The sequence below is a fragment of the Pseudomonas marginalis genome (genome assembly GCF_008692035.1).
GTDB lineage: Bacteria > Pseudomonadota > Gammaproteobacteria > Pseudomonadales > Pseudomonadaceae > Aquipseudomonas > Aquipseudomonas marginalis.
In genome coordinates this window covers 479,536-495,678 of sequence record NZ_VTFG01000001.1, presented here as the reverse complement: position 1 = coordinate 495,678, position 16,143 = coordinate 479,536, and the positions used below count along the sequence as shown (strand labels likewise).

The window sequence follows — 16,143 nt, the reverse complement described above, 5'->3', positions numbered from 1 at the left end:
TTGCAGTGAATTGAGAATACATCCATTAAGTCTAATGACTAACGTCCCAAAATAGGTACGTTTAGCGACGCCCTGATTGCGCCTGTTGAAAAATGAATGGGAGCGCCGCAAAAAACAAAACACTCAAAAGAGAGTCCGCATAGGTTTTGTCAAAAAACAACCAGACAGAAAACGCTGCCACTGGAATACAGAGCAAAACTGACACTAGCATTGTTATGGCTACAAAAATGCGATCCGTCACCTCTTTGAAGGAATCGACCAGCGGCGCGATCAATTCAGCTAAAAACTCAGAAACAAGAAGCAAAGGAACATAGAGCAGTGCTGAAATCAGAAAAAAAGCAAGCTGGAGATTAGTTTTAGCAACAGGAATCTCAGGTAGATACTCTCCAATAAAGCGGGCGCTGCTTAGGTAAATATCTTTACTCGAAAATAGCGCCTTAAATACTGGCGGAGTAGAAATTGACAGGTAGAGCATTCCAAATGTCACTAGATAGAAAACGAATTTGTACGCTGCTTCATCAGCCTTTTGACGATTATTCAATCGTCGGTCTGTCTCCATAATTCCAGCAGGTGCGATTGGTTCAATTGTCTCAGCTGTCGTTGCATTCTGGCTTGAGATAGGTTTCTGGATAGACCGCCTCCTTCTCCCCCCCCAGAGAGACATAATTCCTGCATAAATGAATGATGCCACAACATTGAGTATCAGACTCCAGATATCACTAGCCATATTAATTCTTAACTGCTCGACGATTCAGATTATTCCGTTCCAGCAACGCTTTGAGCTCTTTGACTAAAAGTCACCAGCAAAGACCATCCTGAATCTAGCAATACTAAGGGCAAATAGCCACTACTTCAACTATTTTCAGAGACCTGCTTCTCATTGTAGTGGTCAACTATTCTCGGATCGGACACGACTCTAAATTTTTCCTCGGCCTGAGCTGGGGCTTGTCCGTGGTTGAATTGGTACGGTCTGCACCAGTAGATCTATATAGAGCCGAAGCTCGATCCGTGCAGCTGACACCGACAAAGACAGATTCCATAGCCGCAGTATCGTGGCGCGCCGAGTGGAAGGCTTGGCGCTGTCGAAAAAGTCGAGTGGGGATCTGGTTATCAAGGCATTGGGCATGGCTTACGAATAGCGTGGCAGGCTAAAGGGCTGCTGTTCCACTCGGATCAAGGGTCGCAATATGACAGCCATCAGTTTTGCCAACGTCTCTGGCGTTACCGTATACGCGAAAGCATGAGCCGTCGTGGCAACTGTTGGAACAATGCGCCGATGGAGCGTGTGTTTCACAGCTTGAAGCTCTAAGGCCGTGCCACTCACGGAAGTAGGAAACGCAGTACGTACCACATAAAGCACTAGAACGCCGATCGGTTACAGAGTATATGACTATCGGCTATTGCATACACCGCAAAGGATTACACGTGACATTTCTCTCCAGATTATTTTGGCAAAAAACCACCCAAGCAACTGGCTACGAGCAGGAATTTAATGCCAGCCTACTTCGCACAAAGAAATGGAAGCTAAACCCACCAGCCTTTACAGCTCTGCCGGGGCGGCTCCTGACCGAAGATGTGATGCCCCTGATTCAAGAGTGTTGGATTTCTGAGCTAGACGGCTGTGGCTATGAGGACTTCTCCCAGAAGTGCTTCCAGGTCACATGTAGCCTGCAGGAGCCTCTCCAAGAACTGCTTGGTGTTCCTTTGTTCTACACACTGGGATATGTGCAAGAAGACGGAAAAGGGCCTATCTTTCACACGGAGGTGGCGGAACTAAAACGGTTGGCTAGGAACAAGCAGCCACTCGCACATATTAATCTACATGCCTGGCTTACGCTGCCCACTTGTGAAGTATTGGATTTCACACTGCTAACAACGCTTGGCACCTTGCTAGACATGCCTGATCTCAAAGGTCGAGCGGTCGCAGGACACCCTGCCGACTTTCCGGGGCACCCGAGCTATCATCCGCAACTTGTAGGAGATGAGTATCTGATCCAGAGTGGGCTCTCGCAACGGGTCATATTTTTCACTTGAAGACGTTGGAACTGGGGGCTCCATCTCTCGTGTGTACTTCGCAGTCACCACGCAGGTGCTTGCCATTTCTCAACGTAGCCAAGAAACTCTTCATGTGGCCTACGCACGGTTTTCCAACTGCTTATGTCGGCAAGCTTGTCTCTTGTCTTAGCCGTTGTGACCACAAGACGCCTCTTGGCGCGGGAAATACCCACGAAGAAAGTGCATCGAACTTCATGGGTGTCATTGCCCCAATAGGCCTCTTTCTCCAGACCTAGCAATATGACCGAATCAAACTCAAGGCCCTTGCTCTTGTGAACGGTCAAGATGCGGATTGACTGGTCATCAGACAGCTGGGCAAGGGCCTTGAGCAGGTCAGGCTCCTGGTCTAGTGCAGCATCAATATGTTTCTTGAGATCACGGATGACCTCCTTCAAACGATCACGCGACTCGTAATCATGGGAAAGGCCCGTCAGCAGGCTCACACCCACCATGGACAGAAACTCTTTTAGTAGCGTCCACCTCTGGGCATAGTTTTTTGCGGCGAGATCTTCGGCAGCAGTCTTGCGTGCTTCCTTGATGAACCTGTGCCAATCGTTTCGCACTGAGCCCCCATGGTCGTCGTCATCGGCTGGAATGATCCGCCTCAACAACCGCGTCCAGGCTTTCGGCTCCCGCGAACCATAAAGGCACAGCAGGAAGTCCACGACGACCAAGGCAATGGGCTCGGTGGTGATATCCTGCATCTGATTTTCGTTGCGATAGGTGATACCAAGCACTTCAAGCGCAGAGGTCAACCGGACGGTGTAGGCCTCAGGATAACTCCTGACCAAGACCGCAATTTCGGAGGGCGCCACACCCTCGACGTTGATCCAAGTGTTGACCTGATCGGCAAGACTGAAGGCCTCGTCGGTGCAGTCTTTGAAAGAATGAAGCAGGATCTCGCCGCCCTCACCGCCCAAGAGCCCTGCGGGCATTTCAGAACCAGGATCGAGCACTTTGATGAGGTCATTCTGCAGCCTGAGAAGCTGAGGTTGCGAGCGAAAATTGCGGTAGATGTTGAGATGGTTGGCTGCAAAATCCGCTTCAAACTTTCCGAATACGCCGTCGAGCGCGCCGGCCCAGCCCATGATTTTCTGTTTCACATCCCCTACCGCAGTGATACGGCGCGCCGAACCACCAAAAATCTTGTTGACCAGCGCGTACTGCTCCTCCGTGCAGTCCTGAAATTCATCGAGAAACACATCACTGTAGGTTTGCCTGATGGCATTCACTGCCATGGGATAGACGTCGAGGATCTTCAGAGCCAACGGAATCAGCAGACCGAATTCAGTCTGGTCAGGGTGGGCCTTCCCCCTGGGTACCACTCGAAAGCCGGCATCCAACGCATCGTCGCCGGTGAGAACAGGCCGAAATCGCTCGATAATTCGCTTCGCGAAGCCATGGAACGTGTAGCTGTCGAACCGGCTGGCGTAGTCGGGCCCACATCGCCGCCACACCCGCTCTTTGAGGTTATTGCTCGCATCCACCTTGAAGGCAATGGCCAATATCCTCCTCGGATAACGGCATGCCCCCGTGGTCAGCAGGAAGTCAGCGCGCTGGGCAAGCAGTTCAGACTTACCGGCGCCCGGGCCAGCAGTCAGCGCCACGCACCGTCTGACCTCCCTTACGGCTGCCTCCGCATTTGGCTCTAAAACAATGCCTTCGGAGGGCTTCCAATCCTCCGGCGAAATCATTCCGATAGCCCTTCGATCTTGGCGATGACAAAGTCTGCTAGTCGATCTAAGGAAGCTGGCATAGCCGCGCGCAGTTGGTCATCTGTCAGTCTTGAAAGCGCTTCGATATGCGATTTGGGCTTGCTATCGAGCTTGAAAAGCTTGTGGTAAGCGATGAAGTGCTTACGCTCCTTGAGGGAGTATTGAAGGCGATCATGGTGGCTATCTCCGAGCACTGATTTGACCTGAGGCAGTTTCGGGACAACTAGGGCTTCAGGGGGCAAACCATAGGCGTGCGGATAAGCCTTTAGCATCGAAAAATCCAGATCCATCGGCGCTGAGAAAAACACCCCCAGAGGCTCTAGCTCGGCGATGTAGGATACGTATCCGTGTTTTTTTTCGATTTCCAGAATCTTGATATCGGGATCGTTCCAATTTGGCAGGCCTTTGACTTCATCATCTGACAAGTACAGATCACTTGGGCGATGCTTATTCAGCTCCGTCGCGACGTATTTGATACGGCCCCATCCCCCGCCGAAGCGCGCCACATCCAGATCTAACAATGTGACGTAAGGGATCTTGAGGCCACTGAGCAGCCTCCAGAAGTGATTGATATGGCGACCACCCAGCGGCGCGATGGTAATGGCTGCTTCGTCGACTTGCAGATTCTTCGCTGCGAGCAGCCGGGGCAGGACTATCTCCTCACTGTCGCCCTCCCCCAAGATGACCAGGCGGGAAAAATAGACCTCTGGATAGGCCTGAACGGCCTCCCTCACAAACTTGTAGGCCTCCCCCTTCTTATTAGGTGGCATTCGAATCTTCGTCACCACCGTGCAGCGTGACTCGTCCAACCTCAGATACCTGATGGCTGAAGGATCTACGCGCCGGAGCATCGAAGGCGCATGAGTCGCAATTAATGCCTGGGCGTCGGCAAATTGAGAATCGCCAACCAACCCTTTGAGGGATGACACGATTCGCCCCAGATAATGAGGCGACAGGCTGTTCTCAGGCTCTTCCAACGCAACGATGGTGAACACCGCAGGACGCAGCTTTTCAGCGTCAAAGGAGTCGTCATTGCCATGCAGCACCGCTCGCCCGACGGCTTGGGAGGACAAAACCAGCGAGAGGTAGAGCATCGATTTTTGGCCATCGCTGAGCCGTGAAAAATCGACCAACTGCTCGCCATGGCCTGGGGAGAAGGACACCGAAAGATGGCGCAGCAGCGACTCGATTTCGTTGGCCATGAATGTCACGCTCGGCTGCGTGAAAAACTGGCCCTTGTGGAGCTCTTTCCAAGTCTTGGTCAGGCCGGCGCTAAGGCTGAGCACCGATTCATTCTGAGTCAGGCTCTGGGAAATATCCGTGGTGAGCTGCTGGATCGTCTCGCGCTGCTCCGACCAGTTTACGGCGCGCAGCAGACGCCCCAGCAAGGCGTTCGCGCCATAGGCGATGTGATCAGCAGGATCTCGGCGAGCCGGAAGGTAGTGAACCTGGATGAAGTTTCGCTCGTCCCTGGGCACCGGGGCGGTGTCGACGGGAGCGTCATCTTCATCCACGTCCAAGACGTACACGAGGCTCTGCTCGATTTCATCGTCAATGCCAATGGTCGCATCCAAGCGGTATCTGACCCGAGGCACACCATCCGGGGTATCGAGGCGCATGTGCCCAAAGTGCGTTGGAATCGTCGGGTGTTCGTTCTCGTCGTCGCTGAGTTCGGGAAAGGTGAACTCGGCCTCGATCCATAGCGCTCGCTGATCTGGCGCCTGCGTCTCATCATGCGGGACGAAGAAATCCGATTTACGCAATCGCCGCTGATTGGGGTCAAACGAAAAGAGGCGACAAAGCGCTTGGAGAGTCGCTGTCTTGCCGGAGCCGTTGGGCCCAATCAGAAATGTGAGGTCGGCCAAATCAACGGTGACTGGTTCCGCACCAAACGACTGAAAACCACAGATGCGAACGAACTGAAGCTTCAAAGTAGAATCCTTTCCATGTGAGGTCAGCGGTACGGGAGGGAACACGCCCCAATCCCAATCAGAAGCTCAATCAATCCAGCGGTACATTTCTGGCGCGATCGCGCGACCAGTACCGACGCGATTGAGCACATACAGCAGCCAATGGCCCCGAGGCTATTACGACGGCTCGGGGGCTTATTCTTTGTAGGACATGACAAAAGGTCGTCTGCCGCTAAGCGTATGCGAGTATCTGGCGGATCTTGCGCCCCCAGGTTTTATCGTGGATGAAACGTTGATGGTCGTGATCGCCATTAATGATCTCGTCCTTGGTCAGTGTCGATAGAACCTCCCAATCCTCACCAAACTTATAGGTGGCGTTATCCAAATGTGAGCTCTCAAGGAGATAAATCCCACGCTTGGAAAAACCAAAGACGAAGTAGCCTTGATATCCCCCTCGGCCCGTCGCGAAAAAATCAGGCTCGAACCGAGTGATCTCTCTGATCCTGTGTTCGATCACTCCCTGCTCTGACGCCCGCAGACCGGCCAGATAGGGTCTTACGATGGCTTCAGCGCTCTTCCAAGGGTATTTACCAGGGGGGAGCAAATCCCACTGCAACTGACGTGCCTGCACCTTCGCTATGCGCTGACGCTCAACGTCGAAGATCTCAAATTCGTGGAAAAATTCGAGCATGAGGTTTGCCAGGTGAACAAGCACTGCGGGCGGCTCATTGACTTCCACCCGGCGAGTCACGATGTACTCCTTCCCATCGATGACGCTTAGAAAAAGGTGCTCCATGGGCGGGCGAACAAAGTCGATGGGATATACATCCATTGTTCGAATCTGCACACCGCTGTGCTCTTGACCATGCCAGTCTTTCCAGCTCCGGTATTGCGGCACTGATTTTTTGATTAGCGGGAGATCTCGCCGTTTAATCTCTTTGCCGCGAGCATTGAATTCGCTGATTTTTCCAATCACCGCAGGAAGGATCGAATCACCGTCTTTTTCGAGGTGAGCAATCGCCAGTCGCATCTGAACGTCTTGATCGATTTTGTCTCGCTCAATCACAAATAGCATCTCGCGAGCACCATGCGAGTGCGCGATGATTCTGTTGACGCTATTGATTGACTTGCCTGTGACCATTGCTTAAGTCCTCGCCATCCGTGAGAGAAGCCAACGGTAGCATACTGCCAGCAGAACTGAAGTGGCTGAGCTGTTGGCCCAGTAGCGTCTCTATCATGCTCAAACTTCACATTGGTCACCCCAATCCTTCCGCACGTGCTCCCGGACTTAACAAACTCCGTTATCCAAAGCGATGCACTCTGGCTGGCCTATTGTCGCAAAAATAAAAACTAGAGAAGGTTCATCCCGATGTGCGGACGCGATATCGATCTGAACAAAAAGGGTGTGTCAATTTCAAGAAAACCAGAAAACCTCGCAAAACCTATCGCACCAGAAACCTCGCCACTCCATCACTCACGCCTCGCTTTTCACTGTGGCCACAGCAAAAACCTCTCGGCCAACGTTCGAATAGTGGCTCCTTATTTTTCAGTTGGATTCGTCGGAGCTGAATGTTCTGGCATTAGCTTAGGCTGGGATATCGGCTCGCTAATTATTGCTGGCGGGTTTGCAGGTACGGGTGCTGAAATATGGGGCGCCACAGTTGCTACCGGTGATGCCAATGGAGGCGGGGCGTAAAGGAAGGCAAAGACTGCAATACCTATCGCTGCAGCCCCGAGCATCAGGAGACCTTGGCAACTGATCCTGTAAAAGAAGCTCTCGGCCTGTTCAATAGGATCGCCGACCATCTTTTTGTATTCGGATTCCGAGAGGAAACGATACAGTTTCGATTGCCAGTCCTGGCGTAACTGCCGCTGAATGTTTATGAATTTACGACCCGACATCACGTTCAGCGTCGTGTAGCCGAATGCAACCGCCATCACGAGTGAAATAAGGTATGGGTTGATCTGGAGAGTTAGTCGCGCAGCGATCAAGCCCAAGCCCACAGTCAGCGCTGTCGAAATCGCTGCGATCGCCTGACGGGTCGCATCTGTCGCTTTGGAAGTTTCTTCAGTGACGGCCTTGCGGAGGTCTCCTAAAGATTTGAGGGTGTCCTTGGTGATCTCAGAGACCGCCATCTGATAAGCAATCTTGCCGCAATCCAGCGCAGCAGCAAGGTTCTCTCTGAAATACTGAAGCGCCTCTCCATCCGCCCTACCCGATCGAGCAATCTCAGCAGACAGCAGGATATGCTTCACTTCGGCTTCACGCGCATTTTCGTACACCCAAACCGCAGCATCCTGTACGACCTTGAAGTCGTTCAGCGTGATCTGCGGGGCGTCATTGATCGCTTTCGGGAGTGTGAGGTTTAGCTTAGGTGGCCCTCTGAAACTGAGCTTGCTCCCGGTCGCATCAATCTCGTTCGCGAAACACCGGCTTAGGGCGTCAAAGGCCTGAGCTGCCCAGACAATATGCAACGGATCAGCTTCATCGAGCTCATGGCCATCAGCGAGCAACCAGTGGCGAACATCCTCGGGCACGGTGCGGACGTCGGCTGACTCTTTCACCAAAAGCCGGGGCGACTTCGTTGCTTGAGACTCCACGTAGAGCACTTCAACACCCCAGTCGGCATACGCTCGAGCACGGGTGTTGAAGGATTCCAGCAGGCCAAGGACGTGCCATCGTGATGCCGAATGACCCTTTTCGAGGAAAGCTCTGAATCCCGCCTCTGTGGCCACGTACAAAACCGCAGTCTGATCATGCTCCTCCGGAAGCGGTTTCAAGAGCTCAGCGCGAAACGGCCCGAAAGCCTCATCCCCCTCCTCAACCTCGGTTTCGCCACCGGCGCTGTCATACGTGGTGACCGACCAAGCGGCAGAGGCTACTTGAACGATTGACCTAGCAGCATCAGCAGACAGGTTAGACACGATGAGGGTTGCATTTCCCTCAGTGATCAGCGCCTGACCTTCGCGCGATAGGTCGTTAAGTAGGTTGGCCAGCTTTTGGTGTGACAACGCTGTCCTCCGTGACTCTGTCTGTATCCACGATGATTTGCACCTTTCCCCCTTCCAGCTCCACCACCTTTACGTTCGGGTTCTCCGCCCTGTCGGGGAACAGGATGGTGACGCCTTCGGTCGTAACAATCCTGCGCATGTAGGGCTGCCGGAGGATCTTACGATCGGGCTTGAAGCTGAGCTCATGCAACTTGCTTTTTTTAATGCGCGTGCGAGTCTCTTTCTCAAGGCGACCAGCTACCTTGTCATCTTCTGGGTGACCAGCAGCCAGCATAACTGCCTCCACGATCGCATCTTCATCGATCAGAGTACGAGTGCCGAGGTTCGCTTGTGCTTTCTTCAGGGCCTTGGCCACATTTTTGCCAGGAAGGTGTTCGATACAGGCTTGGAGCGCCCCTTTGAGCACTTTACGGGTAAGCTCGCTCAACTCCGTGTCGGAGACATCCCTAGTCACCGACAGAAAGTCGGTGAAGTAATCTGCCAGATCTACGCCATGCTTCGTACGATCAGTGGCCGAAACATTCTTGTCTGCAACACCATTAACCACACGGACGAGCGCCGTCTTCTGGATAGCTTTCTTTTCGTCTACCAAGGCGTTCACGATTCGGCGCAGCTTATTGCCTGGAGCTCCATCGTTTTGCTCCAGGGCCAGCTTATAGTCGTACTTGATCAAGCTATAGATCTTCACACTGGGGTCTTTGACCGACAGCTCGAACATCAACAAAACCCCGTCAGCACTACCGACGACATGCGCCCGATTGAAGCTAGCAGCCAGGCTCTGAGCACCTATGACAAACGGCGTGGCCCCGGTTGCAATCGCCTCAATTTCATTCCGCGTCGTGGAGACAGCCTTGAACATGAACACTGGCGCAGCAGCCATATCCACAACTTTACCGATAAAGAATGCTTCCTCCTCCAAGGCGCGCTCCGGCAGTGCCTCGAAGTTCTTGGTACCCACCACGTGCAGGATCATGCGGGCGATCTTGAGGGAATCTATTTCTTCGTCCGAAAAAAAACTCATGCAGTCTCCATTTCGTAGCTCCCTCCTATACGGTAGGAGAAGTGGCTCGCCTCAGCAGATATAGAGGCGGCAGTGCCGCATCCGTTGCAGCCTTGCAGAGGCCGACTCCATCCCCGAAAACGCAGGATTGGTAGAGATGCAGTGATCGGAGCATATACGTAAAGGCTGGCAAGCAGCCAGTATCATGAATTGCGTGTCACTCCCTGCCTAGATGGGGAATGAACAAGCTGAGGGGCAAGCAGGCGGAGAGAAATGCGGACGCCTTCCAGGAGCTCAACTTCAGGAGCAACTGAGGCTACGTGAAAATGATTGAGCTGAGGCGTCTGAGCTTCTGCGCTTACAAAAAACTATCTCAGCACGTACCGTTCGTCGGGGAAAATCTGACCTTCTGACTACCGAAAATGTCAACGTTGACACGTTTTTGAAGGGTTTAGTGGGAAGTAAAAATTAATCTATACAACTGAATTTAAAAGGATTTCTATAAAACAACTTACAATGTCAACGCAGATCCCAATCGGATAGCGAAGTCGCCGTTTCGCAAGATGATGTGTTCACTGCAGTCATTCGCTGAGTAAGCTTTCGACCTGCCGGTTGTAACGTGCAACCGCTCTACGCATTAACGAATCAAAATTACGTTTCGGGATCTCACGCACGGTAGAGCGACTGCCATATGCTGCAACCGGAAAGTCGTAAAAAATATCCAGGAAGGCGTCTACCACATCCTCGTGCTTCTGGGTTTCAGATTTTTTTTTGGAGTTAAACCCTGTCGTCTTTTTCAGGCCGGACGCCAGCAGTCCAGGGAAAATCATGCTGGGCAATACTGCCGGACACTTCGCTACGTGGAACCACGTTATGATCCTCCGTGACGGCAATGAGACAAGCATTCCGACCTTTGCTTGCTCGCCAAAAAACTCGCCTTCCTCAGTCATTGTCACTGCCAAGGAGAATTTGACTTGGATTACAAAATGCATTTTCAACTCCCCCTCCGATCGTTTGCTATCCACGCCCGCCACCAAATCCTGCGACGAAGTCCCTCAGATAAGGGCTCTCAATATCTTTCGCGAGCTCCAATAACTGGCTTAGGAGCTGCCGTCCTCGTTCAGGAGTAAAGATATTTGCTGCCCTTCCCAGCCCATACATATTGTCAAAGAAGTGGTGGCGCTGATCATAAGACCCCAAATACCGCTCAGCTGCAGATCGATCTGCATGGTCGACATAATCTAAGAGCAGACCTGTGAGGAGCACAGCAAGCCGCCTACGAATCACCTGGCTGATTAAAGGCCCGAGATTGAGATTATACCTGAACTGTTGAGAGTCAGTGCTAACCGGCTGCTTGGGAAACAGAGAAGTTATTACTCCGTGCCTTGGATAGAGCAACACTCGGATAATTAATTGTATCAGCCGCCACTGATGGAAATTTCCTCCTGCCTGGAAGTTTGGCTCCAATTTCGACATCAGAGACTGTATTGCCAGCAACGCTGACAGTACTCCTGACTCCAACCCTAACGGTTCCTTTGAAACAATATTCGGATTGGAGTGATAATGACCAAACAGCTTTAAAGCCATGTTGAGTTTGTAGTTATATCTCCCAGGAGTATCGAGTATGGGAGCTGAGTGATGAGGGCAAACCGTGTGATAAACGTAACACCACTCCGTTAGCATTGTTGGCAGCCGAAAATTCGTGATGTGTTCACAAAAACATTGGTAGCAGAAGGCTCCTCGGTAGTATCGAGGTATCAGCCACGAACTCGTCGTATCAAAACATTGGAAGTCGACCTGTGACATTTCGATGCGTTCAAGGCAAGTTCGTGTGAACTCGCTCCCCGGATCAAAATCGGGATCGAAGTCTCCCTCTTGCATACAGCGCTGATAAACATCTGTTACCTCCCTCAGTGCGAGCTTTCCGATCCTTGGAATGGCGCCCTGCCGATGTAACCAAGACGAAAAAAGCTCATTTGGTAGCGGCTCATTAGGGTTACTCATCTTTAGAAGACCCGACGAACCATTGCGCCCTTAAAAGCGGATGGCATAAATTCAAAATTGTAGATGCGAGATTACCCTCTGTCCTCGCATAGAGATCGGACAGCACTGAGTTCGTAACAGCACTCAATCCAGTATCCTCGACGAAATCCTCGAAATAGTCCATGTATTGCTGCTTACATTCGAAACTTTGCAAAATGCTCTCAGTACGATTTTGACTACCTGTAATTTCGCGCTGGTGAATAACACATTCGGCCTTTCCCCTTAACGGGCTTTGCGACATCAAGAAGCTAATGCTAGGTAGCGCCACGGCCATTTTGCTCAAATGACTAACAGTTGTTTTTTTCATCGAAACAGTGAGAGCAAAATCGTCGAGATCATCAATTGCAATCACCGATATAGACTGAATGCTAACCAGTTCGGTGACATATGAAGGGATGGGAGCACCATGGTATATTCCTTCTGCCCCCAACCCAAGCTCATAGTAGAAGGTCTCCAGCAAATTCATGCCGGTGAGTGCGGGGCGCGCCGCCAAATTTAAAATACATTTACTATGGGCCCTCAAGATATTCTCCATCAAAGTAGAAAGCCCCGCCCCTGGATATGCATTGACAATAGTAATCACTGGGTCAGCAGAAACGAAACTATTCATGATAGTTTCATATACGGCTTGCTGGCACCGGGTCATTTTATGCTTTTGCATGGACATCTTCACGTTTAGTCTTAGGAGTGTGTAGATTGAAGCCAAATCTCATTGCGGTTTCACGAAGGCGGGGGAATTGCCCTACACTAATCCGCTCAGCGCCGGAATCGATTGCCTCCATTGCCAAGCACTTCATGATTTTAACAACGTTATCCATGATGCCGTACGACTCAGAAAGGATCAGCGCGTTGATCTCCGGACATGAAATATTAGATTTTATTTTTAAGGGCAAATGCGCTTCATAGGTCGCGAGAAAATCTACGAAATCCTGTCCCATTTCCCAGTCCTTCACATAATATTGCACAAAGCGCCTGTCTATGATTCGATCAAGCGTGAGAATACTGCATGCTTCAGTATTCCCAAACGCGATCACACACAGCTTCAACGTACCGGCAAGATTACGCATTAAGGAAAGGAGCGTCCGCTTTTGAGCGTAAGGCTGCAGCAGCGCATCATTCAGCTCATCAATAACGATTGCGCGTATTCCATTCTCAGCGATATATTTTAAAATAAGCTCCTCTTTGTCGGCAGTACTTCGGCGACTAATATCAATTCCGAATGCCTGACAAAGCCGATCATGCAGCTTAAAGCGACTTGTATTCTCAGTTAATTCGATAAAGACCATTTTTTTATCGGAATTGGAGCTGAGATATTTCAGGTGATGCCAAGCGGCTGTTTTGCCATCCCCCCCATTCCCATAAATAAAAATGCAAGACGCCTGAATTTGGTGAGCCGTGTAAAGCATGTGACTTAGACACTCAAACACTGGCGCAAACTTCGGGTTATCGATCCAAAAATCATGTCTGCAAATCTTAATTCGCTCCTCCACAGGTAACTCAAGCTTGTGGCGATGCGCCTCCAGAACGTGGGAATAGTCAAAAGTAGGATGAGAATTCATAGCTTGAACCTATCTACAATGATTTTTGGCTCGAAGGTATTTGCGACACCTCCGCTGTTAGTGATGACACGTGGCGTACCGATTACAGGCTGAGGTGCAGGAGGGTTAGGCAGCCGCTCTCCTTGCGCGGTGACGTCTTTAGCACCGGCGTCATCAGGCAGTGGCAGAGCCTGTTTTGGTTTAGCTTTTACCTGTTGCGCCAAGAGTCGCTGGCGCTCTTGGGCTTCGAGTGCATACTCATCGTCGAGCATTCCACTTGGAGCGTTGTGGCCAACAAGGCGAGCGCGAGACAGCCCTCGGTGATTGCTGTAGGACTCCCAGTTGTTAGAGAGCCTATCGCGTGTAAAACTACACGCGACATGCACAAACTGCCCTTCAATCAATACCCATATCGACCCGAGATCATATGGCTGATACCTAATCTCAACGTCTCGATATCCAATGTAGGGCTCAAGCTCGTATCGACCATATCTTCTTCCCGCAAAGTTAATTCCGTAGGGATGGATGACGTGACCATAAGAAGGCGAGAGAAAATCAATCAGAAAACGATCATGATCCTCAGGGCGGATGACCCTATCTCGATCCAGCAGTCCCAGAGAGTCATAGTGATCCCACGCTTGACGTGGCGTGCATCCGAGCTCCTGACGAACAGTTCCGTTATAAAGTATTGCCTCGTCCAGTAAAAACTTTGCGCACTCAATTACATTATATTTTGCATCGTGCTCAGGAGTTAGCCCCTGCCGCTGAATCACATTACTTCCAGTGGTGCCCGGTAAAAAATGCACCGAGGTCATGAAGGTGCCAATCACTCTTTCTATCAGTCCTCCGTACCATTTCTTGTCAACAGGGCGATGATCCCAGTCCATCCCCCAGCGCTTGCATGTTGCAATGAAGCGAGGACTTGTGAACTCCGCAGCATTATCTGTGTAAATCTGAAAGGGGATGCCGTGAAAGGGATAAGAATTAATGCCAGGAGCGTATAGCCCCAAAGATTTCGTCTTATCAAGAATTGCGAAACTCAAAGCATTTGCAACTGTTCTCAACCCAGGCGCCTGCAGGCTTAAATACAGTCCGAGTATGACCCTTGTTAAGGAACACATTAAAATTGTCAGCCAGGGACGCCCAACTATTACGCTCGGATCAAATTCATCCACAAGCAGAATATCTACGGAGGTGTGATCCATTTGCACTTGCTGAAGCACCCGCTCCATAACCTTTTTCCCAGACTTAATAAGATACTTGTTATCACCTTTTTCCTTGCCATGTTTACGATAGTACTTCTCTTTCTCCGGCTTAGCCGCCACAAACCTTCTAGCTTGATACTTACTGGGGGTACGTTCATTGTCAGGACATAAACCTTGCGATTCCTTCCAAACCTTCGCCGAGGACGCGCTCGGCCCTCGATAGTATTCTTGATACGCCATTTCCAAGGCGGCGCGCTGCCCTTCCGTAAGTGTTTCGCGTCCGGGTTTGGTTCCTCGCTTCTTCCTTGCCAGCTCAAGATAGCTTTCGGACGCTAGGAATTTATTGTACAGCTTGTAAAACTGGCTCTTTTTAAGTTCGAGAAGTTCCATCGCCTTGGGCTGATCAATCATGTTTTGTTTTAGCTGCTGAAAAATGGCATCCCGTTTCCGGGCGAGCCGCAGCTCAGCGTCACTTACATTCAATGATTGATATGGCACAGCCTCACGCATCACAGTTGGATTGGCGGGCTTCCAAGGCCTTGGAATCCTTAAAGGAGGAACCTTGGCCCTAACTGGTCGTGATGTGTGAATTGTAATTGAGGTGCCAGAGTCCTTCGCCATTAACATTCACCATACTAGAGACATGAAGATTTTGGCAGCAAGTTATGTGAGTAGCCCTTATTAATTCATAGATGCCTCATAGCTGATGCCAGATTAATTCACTTGCTCTCTTTAACTGCCAAGACTCTAAGTAATCACTGAGATCATTGATTGCTTTCTCAAAGGAGGCCTAGTGACTTCGCATTGGCAACACGCTAGCTCACCATGTCGAGCACATCAACTAATTTTTAATACCGCCACCAGTCAGAAAGTTGACACTTCGAATATCTAATATATTGCTTCAAGCCGTGAAAATATCCGCTGAGTTTCGCAGCAAAACCTTACCACTTGAAAATCAATAAGTTACACTACGCCTGACTATTTATGCATAAATTGAAAATCACCAATAAACAACTAATTCGGATTTTCGAGTGAGCTAGAACTCGCTATAAGCTTACAAACATTTCTACCTGCCAACGTCAAAGAAATAGACTCTGCGGGTGCCTTGACGCACAGTAGCTGAGCTCGTGCCAAGCATATTTGCACGATTTCAATGGTCGAATTGAATTGACTGAAGCGATTTAGCCTTCTAGAGCCATTTATTAAGGTTTCCTATCTGGCGTGCCGTTGGCACCTCACTAGCTAGTAGGGACTCATAAACTCAGAAAGCAAGAATCTTAGTTTCTTAACTACTGTAGGGCCTTGTTTCGGCGCTCTCAGAGGATGACAGTTTTACCTTCGAGGTCGAAAAAACTCTTCATCAGATTCAGACCGTGAAGACGAGCTTCCAAAAGACGGTCATCTGCATACGCATATCTACCACTAAAGCTTGGGATGCGTGTTTGCCAGCCAAGAAGACGAGTTTGATACGTGCTGAAGCCCCGCTTACAGCAGCGATGGAAGGGTTGTGGAGGTGTGAGCGAAACCAGTCGATGACGCGCATTCACTGTGGGGCCTTGCAGACTCGTGGTGAAGCCATTGACCGGAAAAAAGACGCGCTGCAGCCTTTGAGCGGAAAAAAGAATTCATTCTTCCGGTCTACGTCTTCGTCCCTGCAAAAACCTC

The 16,143-nt window shown here is 50.6% G+C and carries 12 protein-coding genes and 1 pseudogene; 2 read left to right on the top strand and 11 right to left on the bottom strand.

Annotation, left to right across the window (positions count from 1 at the left end; translation table 11 throughout):
• Positions 1-61: 61 nt before the first annotated feature.
• Positions 62-727 carry a hypothetical protein gene (locus FX984_RS01990; RefSeq protein ID WP_146476370.1) on the bottom strand — a complete coding sequence of 222 codons (666 nt, stop codon included), beginning with the start codon at positions 725-727 and terminating at the stop codon, positions 62-64.
• A 322-nt stretch (positions 728-1,049) separates the two neighbouring features.
• Here FX984_RS01990 and FX984_RS01985 point away from each other — a divergent pair.
• Positions 1,050-1,303: pseudogene (locus FX984_RS01985) on the top strand (DDE-type integrase/transposase/recombinase); the annotation flags it as partial.
• Positions 1,304-1,425: 122 nt separating this feature from the next.
• Positions 1,426-2,034 carry a hypothetical protein gene (locus tag FX984_RS01980; protein WP_146476371.1) on the top strand — a complete coding sequence of 203 codons (609 nt, stop codon included), beginning with the start codon at positions 1,426-1,428 and terminating at the stop codon, positions 2,032-2,034.
• A 44-nt stretch (positions 2,035-2,078) separates the two neighbouring features.
• On the opposite strand, the gene FX984_RS01975 is transcribed toward FX984_RS01980, so the two are convergent.
• The 10 genes from FX984_RS01975 to FX984_RS01930 all read right to left on the bottom strand — a co-directional run bounded on the left by FX984_RS01975 (position 2,079) and on the right by FX984_RS01930 (position 15,099).
• Positions 2,079-3,749 carry an ATP-dependent helicase gene (locus FX984_RS01975; protein ID WP_146476372.1) on the bottom strand — a complete coding sequence of 557 codons (1,671 nt, stop codon included), beginning with the start codon at positions 3,747-3,749 and terminating at the stop codon, positions 2,079-2,081.
• On the bottom strand, positions 3,746-5,701 hold the full coding sequence (locus FX984_RS01970) for an ATP-dependent nuclease (protein ID WP_146476373.1): 1,956 nt from the start codon (positions 5,699-5,701) through the stop codon (positions 3,746-3,748). The genes FX984_RS01975 and FX984_RS01970 overlap by 4 nt, the downstream gene beginning before the upstream one ends.
• Positions 5,702-5,912: 211 nt before the next feature.
• A complete protein-coding gene (locus FX984_RS01965) occupies positions 5,913-6,821 on the bottom strand; it encodes a hypothetical protein (protein ID WP_146476374.1) in 909 nt (302 codons plus the stop codon).
• A gap of 398 nt (positions 6,822-7,219) precedes the next feature.
• Positions 7,220-8,692, bottom strand: coding sequence for a hypothetical protein (locus FX984_RS01960; RefSeq protein WP_146476375.1), 1,473 nt, complete (start codon positions 8,690-8,692; stop codon positions 7,220-7,222).
• Positions 8,661-9,713, bottom strand: a complete 1,053-nt coding sequence (locus FX984_RS01955) for a hypothetical protein (protein ID WP_146476376.1) — start codon at positions 9,711-9,713, stop codon at positions 8,661-8,663. The genes FX984_RS01960 and FX984_RS01955 overlap by 32 nt, the downstream gene beginning before the upstream one ends.
• 560 nt (positions 9,714-10,273) lie before the next feature.
• Entirely contained in the window at positions 10,274-10,684 is a 411-nt protein-coding gene (locus FX984_RS01950; RefSeq protein WP_146476377.1) for a hypothetical protein, read from the bottom strand.
• A gap of 25 nt (positions 10,685-10,709) precedes the next feature.
• Positions 10,710-11,279 (bottom strand): hypothetical protein, encoded by a 570-nt coding sequence (locus tag FX984_RS01945; protein WP_154905225.1) that lies wholly within the window; start codon positions 11,277-11,279, stop codon positions 10,710-10,712.
• A gap of 409 nt (positions 11,280-11,688) precedes the next feature.
• A complete protein-coding gene (locus FX984_RS01940; protein ID WP_146476379.1) occupies positions 11,689-12,345 on the bottom strand; it encodes a hypothetical protein in 657 nt (218 codons plus the stop codon).
• A gap of 37 nt (positions 12,346-12,382) precedes the next feature.
• Positions 12,383-13,294: a TniB family NTP-binding protein gene (locus FX984_RS01935; RefSeq protein WP_146476380.1), complete on the bottom strand. Its 912-nt coding sequence runs from the start codon at positions 13,292-13,294 to the stop codon at positions 12,383-12,385.
• Positions 13,291-15,099, bottom strand: coding sequence for a Mu transposase C-terminal domain-containing protein (locus FX984_RS01930; protein ID WP_186511844.1), 1,809 nt, complete (start codon positions 15,097-15,099; stop codon positions 13,291-13,293). Before FX984_RS01930 ends, FX984_RS01935 begins: the two co-directional genes overlap by 4 nt.
• Positions 15,100-16,143 lie beyond the last annotated feature (1,044 nt).

Bases quoted from the DNA above. Each gene is read 5' to 3' on its own strand.
- FX984_RS01975 (WP_146476372.1), bottom strand. From the start codon at position 3,749: ATGATTTCGCCGGAGGATTGGAAGCCCTCCGAAGGCATTGTTTTAGAG.
- FX984_RS01955 (WP_146476376.1), bottom strand. From the start codon at position 9,713: ATGAGTTTTTTTTCGGACGAAGAAATAGATTCCCTCAAGATCGCCCGC.
- FX984_RS01940 (WP_146476379.1), bottom strand. From the start codon at position 12,345: ATGAATAGTTTCGTTTCTGCTGACCCAGTGATTACTATTGTCAATGCA.
- FX984_RS01965 (WP_146476374.1), bottom strand. From the start codon at position 6,821: ATGGTCACAGGCAAGTCAATCAATAGCGTCAACAGAATCATCGCGCAC.
- FX984_RS01945 (WP_154905225.1), bottom strand. From the start codon at position 11,279: ATGGCTTTAAAGCTGTTTGGTCATTATCACTCCAATCCGAATATTGTT.
- FX984_RS01950 (WP_146476377.1), bottom strand. From the start codon at position 10,684: ATGCATTTTGTAATCCAAGTCAAATTCTCCTTGGCAGTGACAATGACT.
- FX984_RS01990 (WP_146476370.1), bottom strand. From the start codon at position 727: ATGGCTAGTGATATCTGGAGTCTGATACTCAATGTTGTGGCATCATTC.
- FX984_RS01935 (WP_146476380.1), bottom strand. From the start codon at position 13,294: ATGAATTCTCATCCTACTTTTGACTATTCCCACGTTCTGGAGGCGCAT.
- FX984_RS01930 (WP_186511844.1), bottom strand. From the start codon at position 15,099: ATGGCGAAGGACTCTGGCACCTCAATTACAATTCACACATCACGACCA.